This is a genomic window from Acidithiobacillus sp. M4-SHS-6, from assembly GCF_047421495.1.
Classification (GTDB): domain Bacteria; phylum Pseudomonadota; class Gammaproteobacteria; order Acidithiobacillales; family Acidithiobacillaceae; genus Acidithiobacillus.
The window spans coordinates 2,039,345-2,058,483 of record NZ_CP175559.1; the positions used below are offsets into that span (position 1 = coordinate 2,039,345).

Sequence of the window (19,139 nt, forward strand, 5' to 3'; positions counted from 1 at the left end):
CCCATTTAAAAAATATAAAAATATAAAGTTTAAAAAATCAATTCCGAACACAGCGCATAGTAATATGATCAATTCCGGCCTCTTGGAAGACCGCACCCTCCTTAGTATAACCCAACTGGGTATAAAAACCTTGCGCTGAAAGCTGGGCATGACACCAGACTTCCGATAAACCCATATCCCATGCGCTTTGATGCAAAAATGACATCAAACGCCTCCCAACACCCTTACGCCTATATGGATAGAGTACTGCCAAACGACCTACTTTGCCATTCAAACCAGGATCCAGTCGTGCAGTACCCACAAGCCACACCATCATGAACTGCCAAGAAATGCTGACAGTATCTGTCTCTATCATCCATTTCCAGAGATTCTGGCACACCTTGCTCTTGAACAAATACATTCATGCGAATCTGTTCAATAATTTGGCGTTCGTGTAGAAAATCTGCAAGATAAACCTGAATTTCCTTTTTCACATGACGCCTAAATTTGAAGAAAACAATTCAGTGCAAAGGATTAGGCTTACAATCAACGGAGTAGACACCTTCCATCAACTGTGCGTGCGTTATATCTTGAGCATATTTCACAATATATTCAGGATAAGGTAAAAAAATTACCGGTTGTTGTTCGTAGGCGTAGTCTTCGTACTCATAGAGATATTTAATACCTTTATTTTGAGTGCTTTCACGAATCAGCGTATCCATCTTGGAGCTGCTGTATTGCCCGTAGTTAGCGCCACCATCAGTATTAAATAGACCATCTCCACTAGGGTAGAAGTCAGGATTATAGGACCAGACAATCATGGATGCTTCCCACTTTCCATGCGGATGCAATTTCGCAAGTTCAAGATTGAAAGGTAACACGCGCAAGCGCATATCCACACCAATGGTCTGCCAATCTGCTTTGAGCAATTCAGCCACTGCAATCAATGTCTGACTAGTGTCCGGAACCATCATGGTGAACTGCAGCCGTTGCCGACCGTGAATCCTAATGCCTTCTGGTCCCGGTTTCCACCCTGCATCATCCAGTAATTTTTTCGCTGCGGAAGGATTGTAGGCAAGGGCTGGATCTGCCACGAGTTGTTTCATTTCGGGTGAAAGATAGGTGTCTGGTGTGGTTGGTACGGGATTGAAACTCGGCACACCCAACCCATGAAAAGCTGTTTGAATGATTTGCCTTTGGTTAACCGCAAGGGCAAGCGCTTCTCGAACCTTCACCTCCCGAAAAAAAGCCACTTTCGGATTGGTAAAATTCAAGGTCACATAGTTAAAACCATATCCTCCATTGCTGATACAGGTTTGCAAACCCTTGACCATCCAACGTGCATCAAACAAATAGTGCGGGATCATCCCAGCCTGAAGAACCCCGGTCTTGAGCGCCCAGAATGCACTGGCATCCGAGGTATACATTTTAAAGTGCAAATATTTCAATGCCGCTGGTTTTCCTGAGTATGAGGAGTTGCGCACAAAACTTATCCCTCGACCCTGAGTGAAGTGTTCGAGCTTGTAGGGACCATCTACTACAGAGACCAGACCGGGATTATCCTGCAATTTATAGAGTTCATTCATACTATAGTGTTTCCACCGCCAAAAAGGCACGGGAAATAACTGAGACAAACCATTCAGTTCAAACCAGATGGGGTTCACTGCGCGTTTCAGGGTGACTTTCAGGGTTTGTGGGTCCATAACAATCGCCTTCTTGATCAATCCAGGCATTCCGCCCATACCCGCATTGGGGTATCTGGACCCATATTCCTGGATCATTCTGAGACAAGCCAGTGTATCTTGGGCAGTCACTGGTCTTCCATCTGACCAGCGCCACGGCTTGAGATGAATAATATACCGTCTTCCATTTGGCGAAACCGTAATGCTTTTAGCAATAGATTGCTGCCAATTGATTTTTAGATTGGTACCAATCCATAACAGTGGCCTAAACATCAAGGTGATGATCTGACTATTGGCGCTGGAATCATTGTTGACCACAGGCAATAGAGAATTCACATTCATGGGTGGTGATAAACCCACAGAAGTCACCGTCGTCATTGATGTGGTGACAGCCAATGCCACGCTGATCGGACTATAGCTGCATAATATACATCCGATGACAGTCGCTAATACTCGGAAACGTCGAATCATATTTATTGACAGCCTATAGCGTTATTTTTAAAGCGGTTAATACGCCAGGAACGCACGAAGCACCCCATGACCGCCGCCCATAACTCTGGGTTACCGGGATCTGATGCACATTCTTTCCAAGTGCTTCGAGGTTTGCACCTAGTAAGTCATAAAGACTGGAGTCCATCCGTACTGGAGAAAGAGGACCAACCAAAACACCATCTTCCACCCAAAAGCAGTCATATCGTGTCATGGCGGTGAGACGACAACTCCCTGGATCAGAAATATTCGTATACCACAGTCTTCCAATATAAAGACCCTTGCCAATTTTTTGTAGCACTTCGGTATCAGGCAAATCTCCACCTTGAAGGTAGAGTGCCGATGGAGATCCGTCATCACTGTTAATAGGTACGCCAAACTCCTTGGCAGAACGTGGTCCACTCAAAGGGTTAATGGCTTTTCCACCTTGAATCAGTGGCACCTCAGCAGGCAATAAAAAACCTTCATCGGTAAATAAAGGTACAGCTCCCATTGCTCGATTTTCATACAAAAAAATCTGCGACGAGAGTTGTTTATCGCCTCTATAAAGTTTATTAAGAGGACTACTTCCACTCTGCACAGAATCCACAGAGAAGCCCTCCCAACTGATCGTGCCGAGCAATTCTCCCAAAGCTTCTGCAGACAACCAGGCCCGATACATACCAGGTTTAGGAGACACGGACGGCCGTTGCAGTACCTTCAATTCCTGCGACATCCCGGTCAACAAGGAAGGAATATCGGCCAAGCCGGGATTCCGGCGGATCCGCTTTACAGCATTATGATCAGTATCAAAAAAGCTCAGATCAATACTGACTCCACCAGCTCGGTGGATTAGACGATGGCCAAGGCTACTACAAACAGCCATTATTTGCGGACCACTCAAAACCAGGCCAACCAGATCCTCATTCCCAGCCGATACACAGAGACTGTTCACCAGTGCTTCAAAATACTGAGGAACTTGAGCATCTCCAGTTGCTTTTTGCTCAGGAGTTTCGTTTAAGTTCAGCCAGGGATCCCGAGGGACATAATTTAAATCTTCCCGTAATGACTGAACTATCACAGCAACTTGTGACAGCGAAGGTAATTCGCCTTCAATGGACATACTGACCAAAGATAGACCATTAGAAAGATAGAAGGTTATTTGTTGCTGAAAAATGCCACCACTTTGATTCACCCGAGACTGAGTCAAACGCGCATATTGAGTTTCTTCCCCATAAACCTTGGCATAGAGACGCTCTTGGCCGATTACCATCCTGCTGAGCCAGTCTGGCAAGGATTGAATATAGGCATGCAGGTTCGCGATCATGCATCACCGCCAAAGATTTCAATATTACGAAACCAGCAAATCGGAGAGGCATGACCAACCGTGATGGCTTGATTGGGTTCACCTTTTCCACAATACGGAGTTCCTGAAACGCGATAGGTTTCGCGATTCCCAACAGCGGCCAAGGAATTCCAAAAATTCAAAGTGCGCCCTCGATAGTTGGGATTTTTAACCCAGCCGCCAACGGCTCCATTTTCAATAAGGCGTCCCCATTCACAGCCAAATTGAAACTTATCGCGACGCTGGTCGATGGACCACGACCTGTTGACATCCATCCAGATACCCTTTTCGATCTGGGACACCATGCCCTGAAAACTACTCTGACCCGGCTCTAAATTAATATTGGCCATTCGATCGATGGGTTGCCGCAGAGGGTCACAGACACGTGCACAGGCCACTGCTTCCATATCCACCCTCGCAGAAGAGCGCGCTCCACCCAATGGGCGCTGTAAAATGCCCTCTTTGATCAGATAGGTCGGCAAAGCCGGAGTTCCTTCATCATCATAGGCATATCCGGCAAGCTCAGTTTTTTCGCCTGGATCGAACAACACGTTCAGTAAGGGGCTACCATATTGAAGTTTGCCAAAATCCGAGAGTTGCACAAAACTCCAACCTGCATAATTTCTTTCGTCACCAAGAATCCGGTCCAACTCTAAAGGATGACCGATACTTTCATGAATTTGCAAGGTCATTTGTGCAGGGGATAAAAGAATATCCATGACACCGGTTGGGCAGTCTGGTGCCGATAACAGTTCCAGAGCTTCACCGGCGAGCAAGGCTGCCGTTTCTGAGGTGAACGCCAATGCGTTCATGGTTTCGGTATTGACAGCACCCTGCACATAAGGGCCATAACTGCGTGACTGAACTTCGTGACCGTCGCTGGCGGTTACTTCCATAAAAGGTAAACACAAGCGCGTTTCCTGAGTCTGTTCGGCACCAGCACAATGTAGTAAAAAACGCTGTCTCTCCATACTCGCCAGGACAATGTGACGATCTTTGATACGCTCATCGATCATCAGGGCGGCATCCAGCACGCGCATATAATCGAAGCGCTCTTGCAAAGACATGTTTTCTCCCTGAGGGGATTGCCATTGCCCTTTGCTATGGGATCGAGGCCAGCTTGCAGTATCCATGAGACGATAGGATGCGAGTTGCTCGGCACGCTTTTTTGCGCTGGTGATAGCTCGACGCAATCCCTCTTCCGTAAGATCGGTGGTTGAGGCATAGCTGACATTATCCTTCGTACCCAGTGTAATCAGCGCGGCTTTCAGTGTTTCACGCTCAGGAGCAGCAGCGGCGCCTCTGCGTAGCGATACGCTTAATTGCGAGCGATCTTCTACCAAAACAGACCAATAAGCACATGACTTCAGTAAATCCGCAGCGCGATAGGCACTCGCCCGCAAATTTTCTGCCCGCGAAAAACTATGACCCGACATGCGTGGACTCCATATCTTGCTCCACTATTTGTAAAGGAAAGTGGCAGGCCACTTGATGTCCCGACCTCATTGGTCGGAGCGCAGGTCTTTCACTACTGCAACGGGCCTCGGCCTTGGGACAACGGGTATGAAAGGCACAACCCAATGGAGGATTGACCGGTGAAGGCGGCTCACCCACGGGCATAGGTAAATGCATGGCATTATTTTGTCGCACCATCGGCGGTAACGCATCCATTAAAGATGCGGTATAGGGATGTGCGGGATTGGCAATGAGGGTAGCTGTAGGGGCAACTTCCACGATGCGCCCCAGATACAACACGATGATGGTTTGCGCCAAATAGGACACGGCTCCCAGATCGTGGCTGATAAACACATAACTCAGCCCCATCTCTTTCTGCAAATCTTGTAACAGATTCAAAATACGGGCCTGCATCGAAACATCCAGACCAGAGGTGGGCTCATCCAATACCAGTAGCTGTGGTTCCGTGCTCAACGCCCGGGCAATGGCGATACGCTGACGCTGTCCACCCGAATATTGTCCGGGATAACGATTCATCGCCCGTCGGTCCAAACCCATCCTTTCCAGCAGTGCTTCGGCCTTGTGACGTCGGGTACTGCTGTTGCCCAGCCGTTGCAGCAGCAAGGGCTCCATGATGATCTGCCCTACCGTCATGCGCGCATTCATGGAATCGAAGGGATCCTGAAAGACCATCTGCATCTGCTGACGGTAGGGACGCATCTTTTTTTCACTGAGCGTCGTCAGATTCGTGCCATTGAGGCACACCTCTCCGGCACTGGGGCGCACCAAATGCAGAATCGCCCGCCCCAGTGTACTCTTTCCGGAACCCGATTCACCAATCAGTCCGACGGTTTGCCCCTGCTCCAAACCAAAGTGAATGTCGCTCAAGGCATGAATGGTTCCTTGACTTTGCCGGAGTAACCCGCCCTCCCCCAGATGAAAACGCACATCCAGGTTTTTGACTTCCAGCCAGTGGCTCATGCAGCACCTCCCACCGGATGAATACAGAAAAAATGATGGGCATCGGTACCGCTTCGCTCTGGATACGCCAGCAAACATTCGGGAGTCATGGCCGGGCAACGCTCCGCAAAACGACAGCCCCGGGGAAACTCCTGGGGCCGGGGCGGTAGTCCATCGATATCCGTGAGTCGCTTACCCGTGCTCATGAGCCGAGGAATGGCATTCAACAGGGCCTGACTGTAAGGATGGCGGGGGGCCTGAAAAAAATCCTCCGCCGAGCCTTGTTCTACCGTTTTACCCGCATAGAGCACCATCACCTTGTGTGCATATTCCGCTACCAGTGAAAGATCATGGGTGATAAAAATGACGGCCATTCCCTGCTCTTTCTGTAAGCGCTGGATCAACCGCAAGATCTGGGCCTGATTGATCACATCCAGGGCAGTGGTGGGTTCATCGGCAATGAGCAAACGCGGATTACAGGCCAGTGCCATGGCAATCATCACGCGTTGCCGCATCCCTCCGGAAAACTGGTGGGGGTAATCATCCAGACGCTTTTCGGCATCTGGAACACCGACTTCTTGTAGTAATTCCAGGGCGTGGTTGCGGGCAGCCGATACCGACGCCCCACAATACAAGCGATAGGGTTCGGCAATCTGCTGGACAATCGTGAGGCTGGGGTTGAGCGAAGATAAAGGATTCTGAAAAATCATCCCGATTTCTCGACCGCGGGCCGTCCGCAAGGCAGCGTTGGATAAGCGCGTGATTTCTGTCTCGCCCAATCGGACGGAACCACTACTCACGCGCCCGCCCCACGGTAACAAGCCCATCAGCGCTGCTGCGGTCATGGATTTGCCGGAGCCTGACTCCCCCACCAACCCCAGGGTTTCGCCCGCAGCCACATCAAAACTGAGCCCCTCAATGACCTGAAAAGCTTTACGCCCACGCCCGAACGTCACGCTCAGATTCCGCACCTGCAAGCCTGTAGATTCGCCTTCTCCCATGTTAACGGCCCTCCAAACGTGCCAGTAGTCCTTGACCCAGCACATTCATGGCCACAATGGCCAGAAAAATGGCCACTCCAGGAAAGACGATCAACCACCAGGGACCAATGATCACCAGTTGCAGGCCATCATTGAGCAAGCCACCCCAGGATGCGTGGGGAGGCTGAATGCCCAGCCCTAAAAATGACAGGCCGGAGAGCGCCAGTATCAGATCGGCGACCATAAAGGTGGCATTCACAATCAGAATCGGCAACATGGATCGCAACAGATGCACGCGGGCGATATACAAGGTACTCGCCCCGAACTGCCGGGCGGCCAGCACATAGTCCCTTTCTTTATAGGCCAGCGCCTCATTGCGCACGATGCGGGCCAGTCCCGGCCAGGACAGACAACCCAGGACCAAGATGAGACTCAGGGTGTTGAGCGGAATAATCGCCGCGAAAAAAATCATCAATACGATGCCTGGCAGGGCCAGTAATGCATCCAGAAGACGCATCAATATCTTATCCAGCCAGCGCGGACTCATGGCGGCGACCATGCCATACAAAATCCCCAAAAACAGGGCAATCACAGCGCCCAGCAAACCGACTTCCAAGGTCGCCTTGCCCCCGTCCATCATACGGGCGAGCATGTTCCGACCCAGATTGTCGGTGCCAAAGGGATATTGCCAGGAAGGGGCCAACAACAAGTGATGGGCATGAATGGCCAAAGGACTCGCGGGATAAAGTAGCGGGCCAACCCAGGAAAACAAGAGCAAAAAAACAAACAATCCCAGACCGGTCCAGGTCATGGGATGACTGTACTGCCCCACCCAATGACGCAAGGAGTCCGTCCAAATTCGGGTAAACATGCCCGGTATGGGACGCGCCACCAGGCTGTTATTCACATTCATATCCGTCGGACTACTACTCATAACGCACCCGTACATCCAGAATACTGTTGGTGAGATCTGCTGCCAGATTGCCAAGTATCGTCAGCACGCCGATGAGCAGCACGATGGCGGATAGGGTGGGATAATCCTGTTCCAGCGCCGAACGCCATAACAGCCAGCCCAGACCGGGATAATTGAACACACTTTCGGTCAGGATCCCGCCCACAAAAATACTGGGAATCATCATGCCGATAACCGTGACGAGGGGACGGATGGCGTTGCGCAGCACATGATTCACGGCAATCCGCAGGGACGGCACGCCCCTGGCCCGCGCCGTGCGCACATAATCCAAGCGATATTCACTGCGGGCCTGATGCCCGAAATAACGGGACAAACCGGCCGTCAACGGCAAGGCAATCGTGATGGCCGGCAAGACCATATGGTGAAAGTAACTGCCGATGTGGAGTGCTCCCCCGGCACTCTGATCGCCGCCGATACCACCGGGTGGGAACCAACTCACATAAATGGCGAAAAACAGAATCAGCATGACGCCAATAAAAAACGTGGGAATGGAATAGACAATGATCTGCCCGGCCCCTATCAATACACCCGGCGTGCGTTCTGCCCAGTAGCCCTGAAACATGCCAATCAATACGGAAAAGAAAATGGCGATCATCGTCGCCAGCACATAAAGAATGATGGAATTGGCCAGATAGGATCCCATCAGGGAAGCCACCGGCGCGTGCTGGGTGTATGAGTACCCCAGATTCCCCTCAAAAAGGTGTTCCCACCAGATGGCATATTGTTGCCAGAGGGGATGGTCGAGACCCATTTCCTTATTCAAGGCCGCCACCGCTTCAGGCGTCGCATGCATTCCGAGAATACTGTATGCCGGACCACCGGGGGTCGCGTGGATCAGGAAAAAAACGATGGTCACCAGCAAAATGAGGGACAATACGGAGGTTCTCAAGCGATTGAAAATCATGCGTCGCAGCATCAAAAAATACTCCTGGACATTTTTATGGGTCGGAAAATACTATGATTCAGCATGACTCACCCATAAGTATTGAGGATAAAAACCACCAGTGGGCGTGATGGCACGGCTGACCCCATGAATATTTTTAGCGGCCATCACAAATATTTTCATGTTAGGAAGTACAATGACCGGCTGTTGCTCGGTAAAGTAGTTTTGAAATTTATAGAGCGCATTCAGGCCTGGGGTAACACGAATTTTAGCCATGAGCGCATCCATTCTATGATTGCAATAATGATAACTGTTTTGAACCCCACCACACTTGAAAATGGACCCACCCGTGGGAAACCCTGTTTGTGACCAGGCCAAATAAACAGCCTGCCATTTCTTACTATGGGGATCAACCATTTGAGCATAGACTTCATTAAAGGGCATCTCCCTGAGTCGCACCAGAATCCCAACTTTCGCAAACATGGTAGCCAACAAAGTTGGTCCTCGAACCATAGAGGGCGGCATATACATGGTAAAAGCCATTTTTTGGCCATTTTTTTCACGGATACCGTCTGGACCACGATACCATCCTGCTTCATCTAACAGTTTGTCAGCCAGTTCCGGATCATACGCCCCATGTTTGAGCAAAGCCTTCGCTTCCGGTGATAAATAAACGGGTGGGTTACCAGGTACCAGTCCGTAAGCGCGATCACCATATCCATAGCTCATGACATTAATCATCAAATCTTGATTGACGGCATGCATCATGGCCTGACGGACCAACAGATTTTTGACAAAAGCAATTTTTGGATTGGAAAAATTGAATCCTAAGTAATTAAATCCCCATATTGGGCCAACAATCGTTAAATGATCATTCGTTAATTGCTTGCGCGCAGGGTATAATGGAGCCGGCAAATTACCCAGTTGTACAGCACCACTTTTCAATGCAAAGAACACACTGGCATAGGAGTTCAAGAAGCGGAATATCAAGCGGCTGATGTGCGGCTTATCCGGGCCACTATAGGCTTTGTTGGGGATCATACTGGCATACCGTCCAGGATGAAAGCTCTGTAAGCGAAAAGGACCATCCACCACCGAGTAAAAACGTGGATTGGTCATATTGTCGTTCATCTGCTTGACAGAGTAATGTTGCCAACTATGTGCTGGATAAGGGTTAAAATAGGACAATCCGGATAATTCAAACCATCGGGGATTCACGGATTGCTTGGTGATGACACGAAATACAAAAGGGCCCATGACTTTAAAAGACTGTATATCTCCAGGGAAACCGCCACTATCCCACCCAGGATATAGTGGCCCTAATTTCATGAGCATATGATAGGTGTATGCGATATCTGTGGTGGTGACCTTAACCTCGTCAGACCATTTCCAGTGCCTGTGCAAATATACGGTAAAACTTCGGTGTCGCGGACCCACCACAATTTTCTTGGCAATACTCAACTTAAAGTTGATCTTGAAATCACGATTTACCCAAAACAAGGGCTGATACATTAATCCTTCCGCTTCGGCGTCGTAGGCAGAAGATGTCAAAAAAGGATTAAATCCATTCATGGCTGCTGGTGGAGCCAATCCTACCCCGGGTACGGTGACAACCGTACCCCCATTTTGGATCTTAGGGCCATCATCCGCATGAGCGGCATTTCCCCAAATGAGGAGGATGAAAATCATAACAATCTGATCAAGTCTGGTCAAATTCACGCAGGCGTCCTCATTTCCAACGGCTGGTGAGTTTTTCCTGGGACAAGAACGGCAACCGACTCATTTTCATAAAAAAGAAAATTGTTTCATAATATTGATAAATGACCAATGGACCACTCTCCGTTCATCACTTTTGCCAAGCAGTTTCAATAGCAAATTTTATACCCTCAATGAGGGATGCATCCATAATCGCTGATCTCAAATCTCATAAAACCTTTTTTTTCATCGGGATAGACAAAAAAATGGCTTTTACAAACAAAGCATACGAGGAAGCAGCTCCGCTACCTGAACAATGCTCAGGGCTCGTATTCTGCCCCAATTTCCAGAATCGCACCACTACAGTGCATCTTATCCATCTCTACCCAAACCAGACAGAAACTCCACAATGATTTTTTTATTATATTTCAGTGTCTTGTATATTTTCAATATCGAATCCAGGTATGGACAACAAACGTTACAAGGAGCTGTCAAATTTAGAAAAATCCAGTCAGCTACACGTTGACGTACAAGATAATCCATTTATATTCAATAAGATAAACTGGAATAACATTCATGCATCGCGCTTTGCATGAGAATAATAATCACTTGATAAAGAACTGGCGCACCAATTGAAGGCATACTGATCCTGAAATGCACCAATAAAGAACAAAAATCGCGCGACGAATCTCGCAAGCACCCATGGCACAAACTCAACCTCATCCCCAAAACCATAAATGCATAAAAATTTACCTTTACATTCATCTTGTTATAACATATTTGCAAAAGAGATTCATTCGCTATAACCACTATGACACCAAAAAACCATAACTATTGTCGTATTGGCACAACATTTGCTATACTTTTCAGTCTGTATTTTTCAGGATGCCAAAACATCATCACTTCGCCAGGCGCTGTTAAATATTTAGAATACTCTTATTCACAGGAGAAAAACTATGCATTCAAAACGCAACAATCTTCACAGCAAGCCCAAGCATACCGCTAATTGTATGCCACAAAGCAGCAAACTGTTATTAGTAGCCACGATGTTTGCTCTTTATCCCGCCCTGAGTTCCGCAGCGGTTGCTGCCACGACAGACACAACGTCTGTCAGCAGTAGCGCCAAACCAGAAAAAGTCATCAAACTGAAGGAAATCAAAAAGAAATACGAGCGGCTACTGGTCGGTGAACGCAATATCGCCTCCGCCATGTCCGTCATTGGGCCTACCCAAATCAAACACGCCAGCTCCGCAGAGAGCATCTATAGTCTGCTGAAGCAAACGCCGTCGGTGAACGAATATCAACAGAATATTGGCCCTGGAACCCCTGTTTTGACGGTTCGCGGGGTGCGTATGACCCAACTGGCACAAACGCTGGATGGCATTCCCATGACCGACCTGCTATCTGGAGGGCAAGGAGCCTATCTGAATAACAACGTTGGCACCATCATCAGTAACGGCCAGATATCTGGCATTCATGTCTACCCCGGGGTCGCTCCGCCCGATCGCGGAGGCTTTGCCACTGTTGGCGGAACCGTTTCGTATACCACCAAAACTCCCCCGAAAAAACGCTATGCTGACATATTCACCAAAGTGGGATCGTTTTCGACAGATACCTATGGTTTTGATGCCAGCTCTGGAAAGATTCCTGGTACAGATGGCCTTCGTATCTATACCCGCTTGAGTCAAACCCAGACAAACGGCTATATCCAAAACACACCGGCCCGCTACACCGACTTTCTCTTTACCGCCATCAAGCCTTATGACTATGGTTTGTCAAAAGTAACCGGCACAGTCATTTACAATACCGCCCATGGATACATCATTAGCGCCCCCAACGCGGTTGCGCAACTGGACAAGCACGGTATCTTTTATAATTATCCATTGTCCGAGGCCAGCACTTTCCAGAGAAACCGCTATCTTACAGCAATACTGGGAGACAGCACGTATATCAACAGTCATCTGGTCATTGGTGCCAAGGCGTTCTTCATTCATAAGCACAGCTACCTTGCGGGGTACCTTGATCCCAAATATATTAGTCCGGAGTATCCTTACCAGGTGAACTTCAACAATCCATACTCCGGATACGGGCCATTGCCTCCCACATCCGCCGCACCGGGCGTCATTCCCCACACCTATGATCCGGTGGCGGTATTCGGGAGTTACCATGCCGGGGAAGCAGCACAGATTAACTATGGAGGCTCGAATACCATCGGAATCGCCCCCAAGATCAACATCTTTCTCCCTCATAATGACATCACCATTGGCGGGCTGGTAGCGCAGCAAACGGCCGGGCCAGGCGGCGGAGACTATTTCTATGGAACCTTAAATATGCCTGAAATTTACGGATACAACTCCTATGGCGACCCTGCTGGAAAGGCACAACGTACGGTATATAGCGGTTATGTTTCCGATAAAATCAATTTGATCAACAACAAGCTACACATTGAACCAGGTGTAACCTTGACTGGTGTAAGCACCAGCAATTACGTACCAGCCAACCTTTATGGTACCCCTCCCCATCCTTACACTTTGTCCAACTACGATAAGGAGGTATTACCCTATCTTGGACTATCCTATGACATTACGCACAAGATCATTGCTTATGCCAGTTATGGGAAGGGTGCCCGTTTTGCACCGGTTGACGACTATATTCTTGGCCCATCGGGCAGCACTACGGTTGCTCCAGGTCCGGAGACGGTGAATGCTTATGAAGCGGGCTTGCGCTATGTGGGCAAACATTTGTACCTCAATTTTGATGGTTACTTGCAAAACATGCATGGAATGTTTTCGTTCTATACCAACTACCTTACTGGCTTCTCGCAATATGCCAATATAGGTGAAGAACAGATGAAAGGTTTTGAATTGGCCGGTAAATACGAAATCAACCCTGAGTGGACAGTGTCAGGTCATGTTTCCTATACCAATGCGCAATACATGAACAGTTTCTCGGCCAACGTGACACCATTTGAAGGGCAGTATGGCTATGTATTTGCGGGAGATCCACTCGCTTCTGTTCCCAACTGGCTGGCGGGTTTGCGCATTGGGTATCATCGGCATAACTTCCATGCCGCGTTGATCGAGTCCTATACCGGACCCCAGGTGACCACCTACGACCTCCCCCCGACCGAATCGAATCCGCTCCTGCAGGATGCGACCACACCTAACCCCGACGTAAAACTGGCTCCTTATTTCCTCACCAACCTGCAAGCCAGTTATAAGGTACCCATTCACCAGGATCACCTGTCATCAGTGACAGTCAGTCTGAACATCGACAATCTCTTGGACAACCACTACTACCTGCACTACTACCAGGCCTATAAGGAATATGCATTTGCTGGTGTGGGTCAGCCATATGCCGAGGCCTATCCCGGCATGCCGAGATTTATTGAGGTAGGTCTGTCCGGACGTTTCTCATAATTCGGAATTTTGTCCTTACTGGAGAACGGCCCGGGTTTTTGCCCGGGTCAACTTTTAGAATTTCGAAAACTGAGATATACACGTGAATTCCAGCAATATAGAAATATTTATACAAACGCTAGTGACACTGTTTGTACTGATGGACCCCATTGGTATTGTTCCCATATTTGTGGTACTCACCAAAGAACAAACCAAAGAACAGCAAAAAAACACCGCAAAACACATTTCTCTCGTGGTCGCCCTGGTGCTTATTGTCAGCACACTCTTTGGTAATGATATACTTTCCTATTTTTACATTGGCATTGCTGAATTTAAGGTGAGTGGCGGACTGCTGCTTTTGCTCATGTCCATTCAGATGTTAACCACAGACAATATCGGTACTGTTTTTTCTAAAGGACAATCAGAATCCTATAATAGCGGCCGCTTGGTGACGCCATTGGGCATCCCTCTCCTGGCAGGACCTGGTGCCATCGGCACGGTTATTATTTATGGTCAAAATGCTCATTCTACCTTGAGTTATGGATTGATTCTGGTTGATGTTATCATCGCCTCGTTTACAGCCTATGTTGCCATGGTTAATGCTCATCATGTTGCCCGTTTTTTTGGGGATATCGGTATTGAAGTCATCACCAAAATTGCCGGTCTCATTCTCGGGGCCATTGCCATCCGTTTTATTTGTCAGGGCTTGATTCGTTTACTACCTGGGCTCAATTAACGTGAGGGCTATTAAATTATGGATATCTCCATCATTGGTGCCAATGGCAGTACCGGTAAACACATGGCCAATCGCATATTATTGGAGCGAATTCTCCTGCCTACGGATCGACTACAACTGGTAGGTAGAAATAAAGGGCCAAGTGCGCAGGCATTATATGGATTTCGGCAAGATCTGAAAGATGCTTTCGCTGAGCATTGTCCTATTATTGATATTGCTTTGCACCCCGAAGAAGTCGTGGCAGATATGATTATCATGACCGCGGGATCGACCATTCAAGCCCATAATGATCCTGACTCTCCGCCTCCAAGTCGTGATGAATTAGCACTCTATAACCAGCAAATTGCCATCCCCTATGCCGATGCGCTGGCACAATATGGTCATGGTCATGAGGTGGTTATAGTCGTGACCAATCCAGTCGAATTGATTGTTGAAATTTTTTCGCAGCGTTATGATCGACACAGAGTTGTTGGGATGGGGGCATATCAGGATAGCCTGCGTTTTCGACGAGAGGTTGCCCGCTCTATCAATGTGTCCCGGGAAGCCGTTCATGCCATGGTTTTAGGCGAACATGGTGATGGCATTGTTCCCTTATGGAGCAGCGTCACCATTCAGGGCTTTTCAGATAATGAAACACAACGAGCCATTCGCACGGTCCGCAGCAGCACCAGCAGCCGTGACTTTCCAGAAACCTTGATTCGAATGCGCAATGATCTCATCAGGATCGCTCAAGGTGGTGATTTAGAAAAAGCATTCCATCTTTTTGACGCCCTTCCTCCTGACGTGAGAATCATGGTCGGACCATATTTAACGCTTTTTTCTGGATCCAAAACGGATATCGCCACAGCCAATGCCACTGTTGATCTGATTAAATCTATGCTCAGCGGTAAAGATACGGTGATTGCTGCCCAAGTATCATTACAAAATGAATTTCTTGGAGTAAAAGGGCCTATCGGTGCTCCGGTAATCATCAGTCCCAAGGGATGGGATGCAGTTTATCCTGTCTCGCTTTCTGAAGGTGAACAGTATCTTTTCCTTGAAACAGCACGCTCTATACAGGAGAAAATGCAAGCATGGAAGATCTAGAATACGAAACATTACCTGAACAGGTGATCACCTTGATTGTCCAGGATCAGCCCGGAACCTTGTTTCAGGTTTCCGCCATATTCTCCAATCGTGGGATATCCATGCATAGTATTCACATACATGAAGCGTCTATCTCGCACAATGGCAAACGCTGTACCGAGCTGATCATACGTTTCTTTGGTGAGGACAGTCGAAAAAAAGTCATCCTGCGTTTGCTCTCAAGGCTTGACTGTGTGTTAGAATCCGGTGATTCTGGTTGATCAACAAAGCAGTTGCATCATGCCTTTTTTAAGTTTTACATATTAAACAAAATAATAGAGGTGATTAAGTGGGTGAAGCTACCCCCCCCCAGGTTCCTGAAAAACCTTCACGCTGGAGCTATCAGGGTCAATCCAAAAGTTTCCGATATGCCGTTATCAGCGCACTGGCTGTAGAAGTTGCCTTGGTGGCCGGCTTGATCTTGCTCTCCCATGATCACGTAAAGCCCAAAAAACCGCCTAAAGTGATTAGTGTACGGATTGTCCATATACCGCCGCCTCCACCACCGCCCAAACCTAAAGTGAAGCCTGTACCGCACCCGCCTAAACCGGTAAAGATACCGATACCGGTCGTGCACCATCCTGCTCCCCTCCCGGTGAAGCCGCCGACACCACCGGCACCGCCGCCTCCACCCAAGCAGGTGGTCAAGACGCCGCCGGTCAAAACCCCGCCGCCTCCGCCGCCTCCAGCGCCGGTTTATAGTGGCGTAGGTGCTTATGGCTCTGGAGCCAGATCTCAGGTAAGAAACCATGTGCATGTCTCGGCCATCATCAAAAGATTGGGGTTAAAGGGTACTGTCATGGTCAGTTTCAAACTGGATCCTTCCGGTGGCAAAGCCAGGGATGTTCAGGTCGTGGGAGGATCACAAAACCCGCTGCTTCGTAAGGCTGCTGTTGCAGCTGTAACGGATAGCACCTTTCCGGCCTTTACCAGCCATATGCCACCACATACCTTATCATTCACTGTCCCAATAGACATTATGTGAATTTATTGAATTTGCTACTAAGAGGAACTTAATTCCATGTCATTCCAATACCTCATCCACCTCGCCAATTACTCTGATGGCGTTCTTTACGTACTCGCCATTCTATTTCTGATCGAATTGGCGGTTATTTTTGACCGCGCATGGTTCATGCGTTCGGCTTTGCGCAAAGGGAAAAGCATCATGCATCAACTCGCAGAGGTCGGTAAGCTCAGCAGCGAAAAACTGGAAGAGTTGATGCAGGAAGCTAAAGGTCAGCCCGAAGAACAAATTATCACTGCAGCTTATCGTCATATGGATCTCGTGCATCATTATGGAAGCGCCAGAGGCGAGGCTTTTGATAATCGCCTTGACGAAGCCATCTTTTTGACCACGCCTTTCCTGGATAAACGTTTGTGGATTCTTGATACTACGGTCACTCTGGCGCCCTTGTTAGGCTTGTTCGGAACCATTCTGGGAATGTTTCATGCTTTTTCGATTTTAGCTGCCCCTGGTCATGCGCCTACCCAGGTAACCGGTGGCGTGGCGGATGCCCTTATTGCTACCGCTTCAGGGTTGTTTATCGCCATGGTTGGCCTGATCACATTCAATGCCTTTAATAATGCCATTGACAAGACCATCCAACAGCTCGAATCAATAAAGTTATTACTCATCAATCGCCTAGATGGAGCCCCCAACAAAAGCTGATTGGTATTTAGGATACTCAGGAGTAAATTATGATCCCACGTCGAAGAAACAGTAAAAAAGGTCGTGTCGAAATTATTCCGATGATCGATGTTATGCTTTTTTTGCTGGTCTTTTTCATCATGATCACTTTACAAATGATCACTGATAAAGGCCTCAAATTACAGTTGCCGACCTCCAGCACTGCCAAAGAACTGCCTCACCCGCATTTTGTGATAAATATCGAAAAATCGGGTAAGGTTATTGTCAAGGGAAAAGAAATGTCTCTGGACCAATTGCAGAGTTTTCTGAGTGCAGATGGCGATGTTGAACACACCCAGGTCACTATAGCTGCAGATAAGGTTGTTCCATTCCAGCAATTCGTACATGTGATGGACACTTGCCAAAAAGCTGGGGTGACTCAAATTGGCATCGCCACCAAGGCAACCTGATCAACCATGTCCATGATCGAGCTTAACATGGACGGCCTGGTTGGACCCAGCCACCACTACGCTGGGCTCAGCCATGGCAACCTTGCATCTACAAAAAACGCTCACAAGGTAGCCAACCCAAAAGCGGCAGCATTACAAGGTCTCGACAAGATGAAATACTTGCATGATCTGGGGTTGTCGCAATGTGTTTTTCCTCCACCACCATCTCCCAGACTTTCCGTACTGAAAACACTGGGCTTTTCTGGTAGTAACACCAAGATCATTGAAGATTGCGCTCGCACAGCTCCTGAATTGCTCAGTCCGATATATTCATCTGCTGCGATGTGGGCGGCAAATGCAGCATGCGTTTCAGCCCCAATGGATACGCAGGATGGAAAAACCCATATCACTCCGGCTAACCTCAACAGCACTTTTCATCGATCCCTGGAGACATCAGACACCACGCGAATTCTAAAAATGATTTTTTCCGATGAAAATTATTTTATTCATCATCCAAGTTTGCCCAGTCATCCCTATTTCGCCGATGAGGGTGCGGCGAATCATTGTCGTCTCTGGTTCGACGCAGAAGTGCCTGGTATTTCTCTGTTTATCTATGGTCGTTCTGCTTATCAGTCAGGTATGAGACAACCACAAAAGTTTCCTGCTCGGCAAACACTTGAAGCCTCACAAGCCATTGCCCGTTCGCACGGTTTAAACACCGATCTATGTTTTTTTATCCAGCAAAATCCAGAAGCCATTGATCAAGGTGCCTTTCATAATGATGTGGTATCTGTCACGCATAAAAACATCATGTTTTGTCATGAGCAGGCTTTTTTGGCTCAGGATGCTCTACACCAGCGGCTTACGGCTATTTTTGCTGCGCATGAAGAAACCTTGTATTGGATCGAGGTCCCTGCAAAGCGTATCACTCTGGCTGACGCAATTAAGAGTTATATTTTCAATAGCCAAATTATCACTACATCACAAAATAAAGTCATTCTACTTGTTCCCGAAGAATGTCGTGAAACCATTCAGGTCTGGGATTATCTAAATGAATTGGTTTTAGATCACCACTGTCCATTTTCGGAAATAAAAACTGTCGACCTGAGCCAATCCATGCGTAATGGCGGAGGGCCTGCCTGCTTGCGATTACGGATTCCCTTAATACCGGATGCGTTAGATTCTGTATACTCTGGAGTATTTTTTAGTCATGAATTGGACAGGCAACTACGGTTATGGATTCACACACACTATCGCGACCGACTTCACGTGGAAGACCTTGCCGACCCGCTTTTGCTAAGAGAAGTCCAGGAAGCATTATATTCGCTCAGTCGCATATTGCATTTCGACTCCCTTTATGACCTATAAAATGCATATTTTGGTT

At 48.1% G+C, this 19,139-nt stretch carries 17 protein-coding genes; 8 read left to right on the top strand and 9 right to left on the bottom strand.

The annotated features are described in order from the left end of the window. Positions 1-37 precede the first annotated feature (37 nt). The 9 genes from ACJU26_RS10625 to ACJU26_RS10665 form a co-directional block, all read right to left on the bottom strand. Complete coding sequence (locus ACJU26_RS10625) at positions 38-400, bottom strand: GNAT family N-acetyltransferase (protein WP_414039624.1); 363 nt, start codon at positions 398-400, stop codon at positions 38-40. A gap of 100 nt (positions 401-500) precedes the next feature. Then, positions 501-2,063, bottom strand: coding sequence for a peptide ABC transporter substrate-binding protein (locus ACJU26_RS10630; protein WP_414039625.1), 1,563 nt, complete (start codon positions 2,061-2,063; stop codon positions 501-503). 82 nt (positions 2,064-2,145) lie between these two features. After that, entirely contained in the window at positions 2,146-3,456 is a 1,311-nt protein-coding gene (locus tag ACJU26_RS10635; protein WP_414039626.1) for a metallopeptidase TldD-related protein, read from the bottom strand. Next, positions 3,453-4,910 carry a TldD/PmbA family protein gene (locus tag ACJU26_RS10640; protein WP_414039627.1) on the bottom strand — a complete coding sequence of 486 codons (1,458 nt, stop codon included), beginning with the start codon at positions 4,908-4,910 and terminating at the stop codon, positions 3,453-3,455. Before ACJU26_RS10640 ends, ACJU26_RS10635 begins: the two co-directional genes overlap by 4 nt. Beyond that, the gene (locus ACJU26_RS10645; protein ID WP_414039628.1) at positions 4,897-5,910 is read right to left on the bottom strand and encodes an ABC transporter ATP-binding protein; all 1,014 of its coding nucleotides are present in this window, start codon (positions 5,908-5,910) and stop codon (positions 4,897-4,899) included. The genes ACJU26_RS10640 and ACJU26_RS10645 overlap by 14 nt, the downstream gene beginning before the upstream one ends. Then, positions 5,907-6,890: an ABC transporter ATP-binding protein gene (locus ACJU26_RS10650; RefSeq protein WP_414039629.1), complete on the bottom strand. Its 984-nt coding sequence runs from the start codon at positions 6,888-6,890 to the stop codon at positions 5,907-5,909. The genes ACJU26_RS10645 and ACJU26_RS10650 overlap by 4 nt, the downstream gene beginning before the upstream one ends. A gap of 1 nt (position 6,891) precedes the next feature. Then, positions 6,892-7,803 carry an ABC transporter permease gene (locus tag ACJU26_RS10655; protein WP_414039630.1) on the bottom strand — a complete coding sequence of 304 codons (912 nt, stop codon included), beginning with the start codon at positions 7,801-7,803 and terminating at the stop codon, positions 6,892-6,894. After that, positions 7,796-8,758, bottom strand: coding sequence for an ABC transporter permease (locus ACJU26_RS10660; protein WP_414039631.1), 963 nt, complete (start codon positions 8,756-8,758; stop codon positions 7,796-7,798). The genes ACJU26_RS10655 and ACJU26_RS10660 overlap by 8 nt, the downstream gene beginning before the upstream one ends. A 39-nt stretch (positions 8,759-8,797) precedes the next feature. Next, positions 8,798-10,444 carry a peptide ABC transporter substrate-binding protein gene (locus tag ACJU26_RS10665; protein WP_414039632.1) on the bottom strand — a complete coding sequence of 549 codons (1,647 nt, stop codon included), beginning with the start codon at positions 10,442-10,444 and terminating at the stop codon, positions 8,798-8,800. 932 nt (positions 10,445-11,376) lie between these two features. On the opposite strand from ACJU26_RS10665, the gene ACJU26_RS10670 reads away from it, so the two are divergent. From ACJU26_RS10670 to astB, 8 genes are all read left to right on the top strand, one after another. Continuing rightward, a complete protein-coding gene (locus tag ACJU26_RS10670) occupies positions 11,377-13,839 on the top strand; it encodes a TonB-dependent receptor (protein WP_414039633.1) in 2,463 nt (820 codons plus the stop codon). Between the two features lie 82 nt (positions 13,840-13,921). After that, on the top strand, positions 13,922-14,554 hold the full coding sequence (locus tag ACJU26_RS10675; RefSeq protein WP_414039634.1) for a MarC family protein: 633 nt from the start codon (positions 13,922-13,924) through the stop codon (positions 14,552-14,554). Positions 14,555-14,572: 18 nt separating this feature from the next. Beyond that, on the top strand, positions 14,573-15,640 hold the full coding sequence (locus ACJU26_RS10680; protein WP_414039635.1) for a malate dehydrogenase: 1,068 nt from the start codon (positions 14,573-14,575) through the stop codon (positions 15,638-15,640). Beyond that, on the top strand, positions 15,628-15,900 hold the full coding sequence (locus ACJU26_RS10685; RefSeq protein ID WP_414039636.1) for an ACT domain-containing protein: 273 nt from the start codon (positions 15,628-15,630) through the stop codon (positions 15,898-15,900). The genes ACJU26_RS10680 and ACJU26_RS10685 overlap by 13 nt, the downstream gene beginning before the upstream one ends. Positions 15,901-16,430: 530 nt before the next feature. Next, positions 16,431-16,664, top strand: a complete 234-nt coding sequence (locus tag ACJU26_RS10690; RefSeq protein ID WP_414039637.1) for a TonB family protein — start codon at positions 16,431-16,433, stop codon at positions 16,662-16,664. Between the two features lie 36 nt (positions 16,665-16,700). Continuing rightward, on the top strand, positions 16,701-17,348 hold the full coding sequence (locus ACJU26_RS10695) for a MotA/TolQ/ExbB proton channel family protein (protein WP_414039638.1): 648 nt from the start codon (positions 16,701-16,703) through the stop codon (positions 17,346-17,348). A 29-nt stretch (positions 17,349-17,377) separates the two neighbouring features. Beyond that, entirely contained in the window at positions 17,378-17,776 is a 399-nt protein-coding gene (locus tag ACJU26_RS10700; RefSeq protein ID WP_414039639.1) for an ExbD/TolR family protein, read from the top strand. Between the two features lie 6 nt (positions 17,777-17,782). Next, positions 17,783-19,123: an N-succinylarginine dihydrolase gene (gene astB / locus ACJU26_RS10705; RefSeq protein ID WP_414039640.1), complete on the top strand. Its 1,341-nt coding sequence runs from the start codon at positions 17,783-17,785 to the stop codon at positions 19,121-19,123. The last annotated feature ends 16 nt before the right edge of the window (positions 19,124-19,139 follow it).

Excerpts from the sequence above, each read along its gene's own strand:
- ACJU26_RS10695 (WP_414039638.1), top strand. The coding sequence starts at position 16,701 with ATGTCATTCCAATACCTCATCCACCTCGCCAATTACTCTGATGGCGTT.
- ACJU26_RS10635 (WP_414039626.1), bottom strand. The coding sequence starts at position 3,456 with ATGATCGCGAACCTGCATGCCTATATTCAATCCTTGCCAGACTGGCTC.
- ACJU26_RS10640 (WP_414039627.1), bottom strand. The coding sequence starts at position 4,910 with ATGTCGGGTCATAGTTTTTCGCGGGCAGAAAATTTGCGGGCGAGTGCC.
- ACJU26_RS10645 (WP_414039628.1), bottom strand. The coding sequence starts at position 5,910 with ATGAGCCACTGGCTGGAAGTCAAAAACCTGGATGTGCGTTTTCATCTG.
- ACJU26_RS10680 (WP_414039635.1), top strand. The coding sequence starts at position 14,573 with ATGGATATCTCCATCATTGGTGCCAATGGCAGTACCGGTAAACACATG.
- ACJU26_RS10670 (WP_414039633.1), top strand. The coding sequence starts at position 11,377 with ATGCATTCAAAACGCAACAATCTTCACAGCAAGCCCAAGCATACCGCT.
- ACJU26_RS10685 (WP_414039636.1), top strand. The coding sequence starts at position 15,628 with ATGGAAGATCTAGAATACGAAACATTACCTGAACAGGTGATCACCTTG.
- astB (WP_414039640.1), top strand. The coding sequence starts at position 17,783 with ATGTCCATGATCGAGCTTAACATGGACGGCCTGGTTGGACCCAGCCAC.
- ACJU26_RS10700 (WP_414039639.1), top strand. The coding sequence starts at position 17,378 with ATGATCCCACGTCGAAGAAACAGTAAAAAAGGTCGTGTCGAAATTATT.
- ACJU26_RS10650 (WP_414039629.1), bottom strand. The coding sequence starts at position 6,890 with ATGGGAGAAGGCGAATCTACAGGCTTGCAGGTGCGGAATCTGAGCGTG.
- ACJU26_RS10625 (WP_414039624.1), bottom strand. The coding sequence starts at position 400 with ATGTATTTGTTCAAGAGCAAGGTGTGCCAGAATCTCTGGAAATGGATG.
- ACJU26_RS10660 (WP_414039631.1), bottom strand. The coding sequence starts at position 8,758 with ATGCTGCGACGCATGATTTTCAATCGCTTGAGAACCTCCGTATTGTCC.
- ACJU26_RS10655 (WP_414039630.1), bottom strand. The coding sequence starts at position 7,803 with ATGAGTAGTAGTCCGACGGATATGAATGTGAATAACAGCCTGGTGGCG.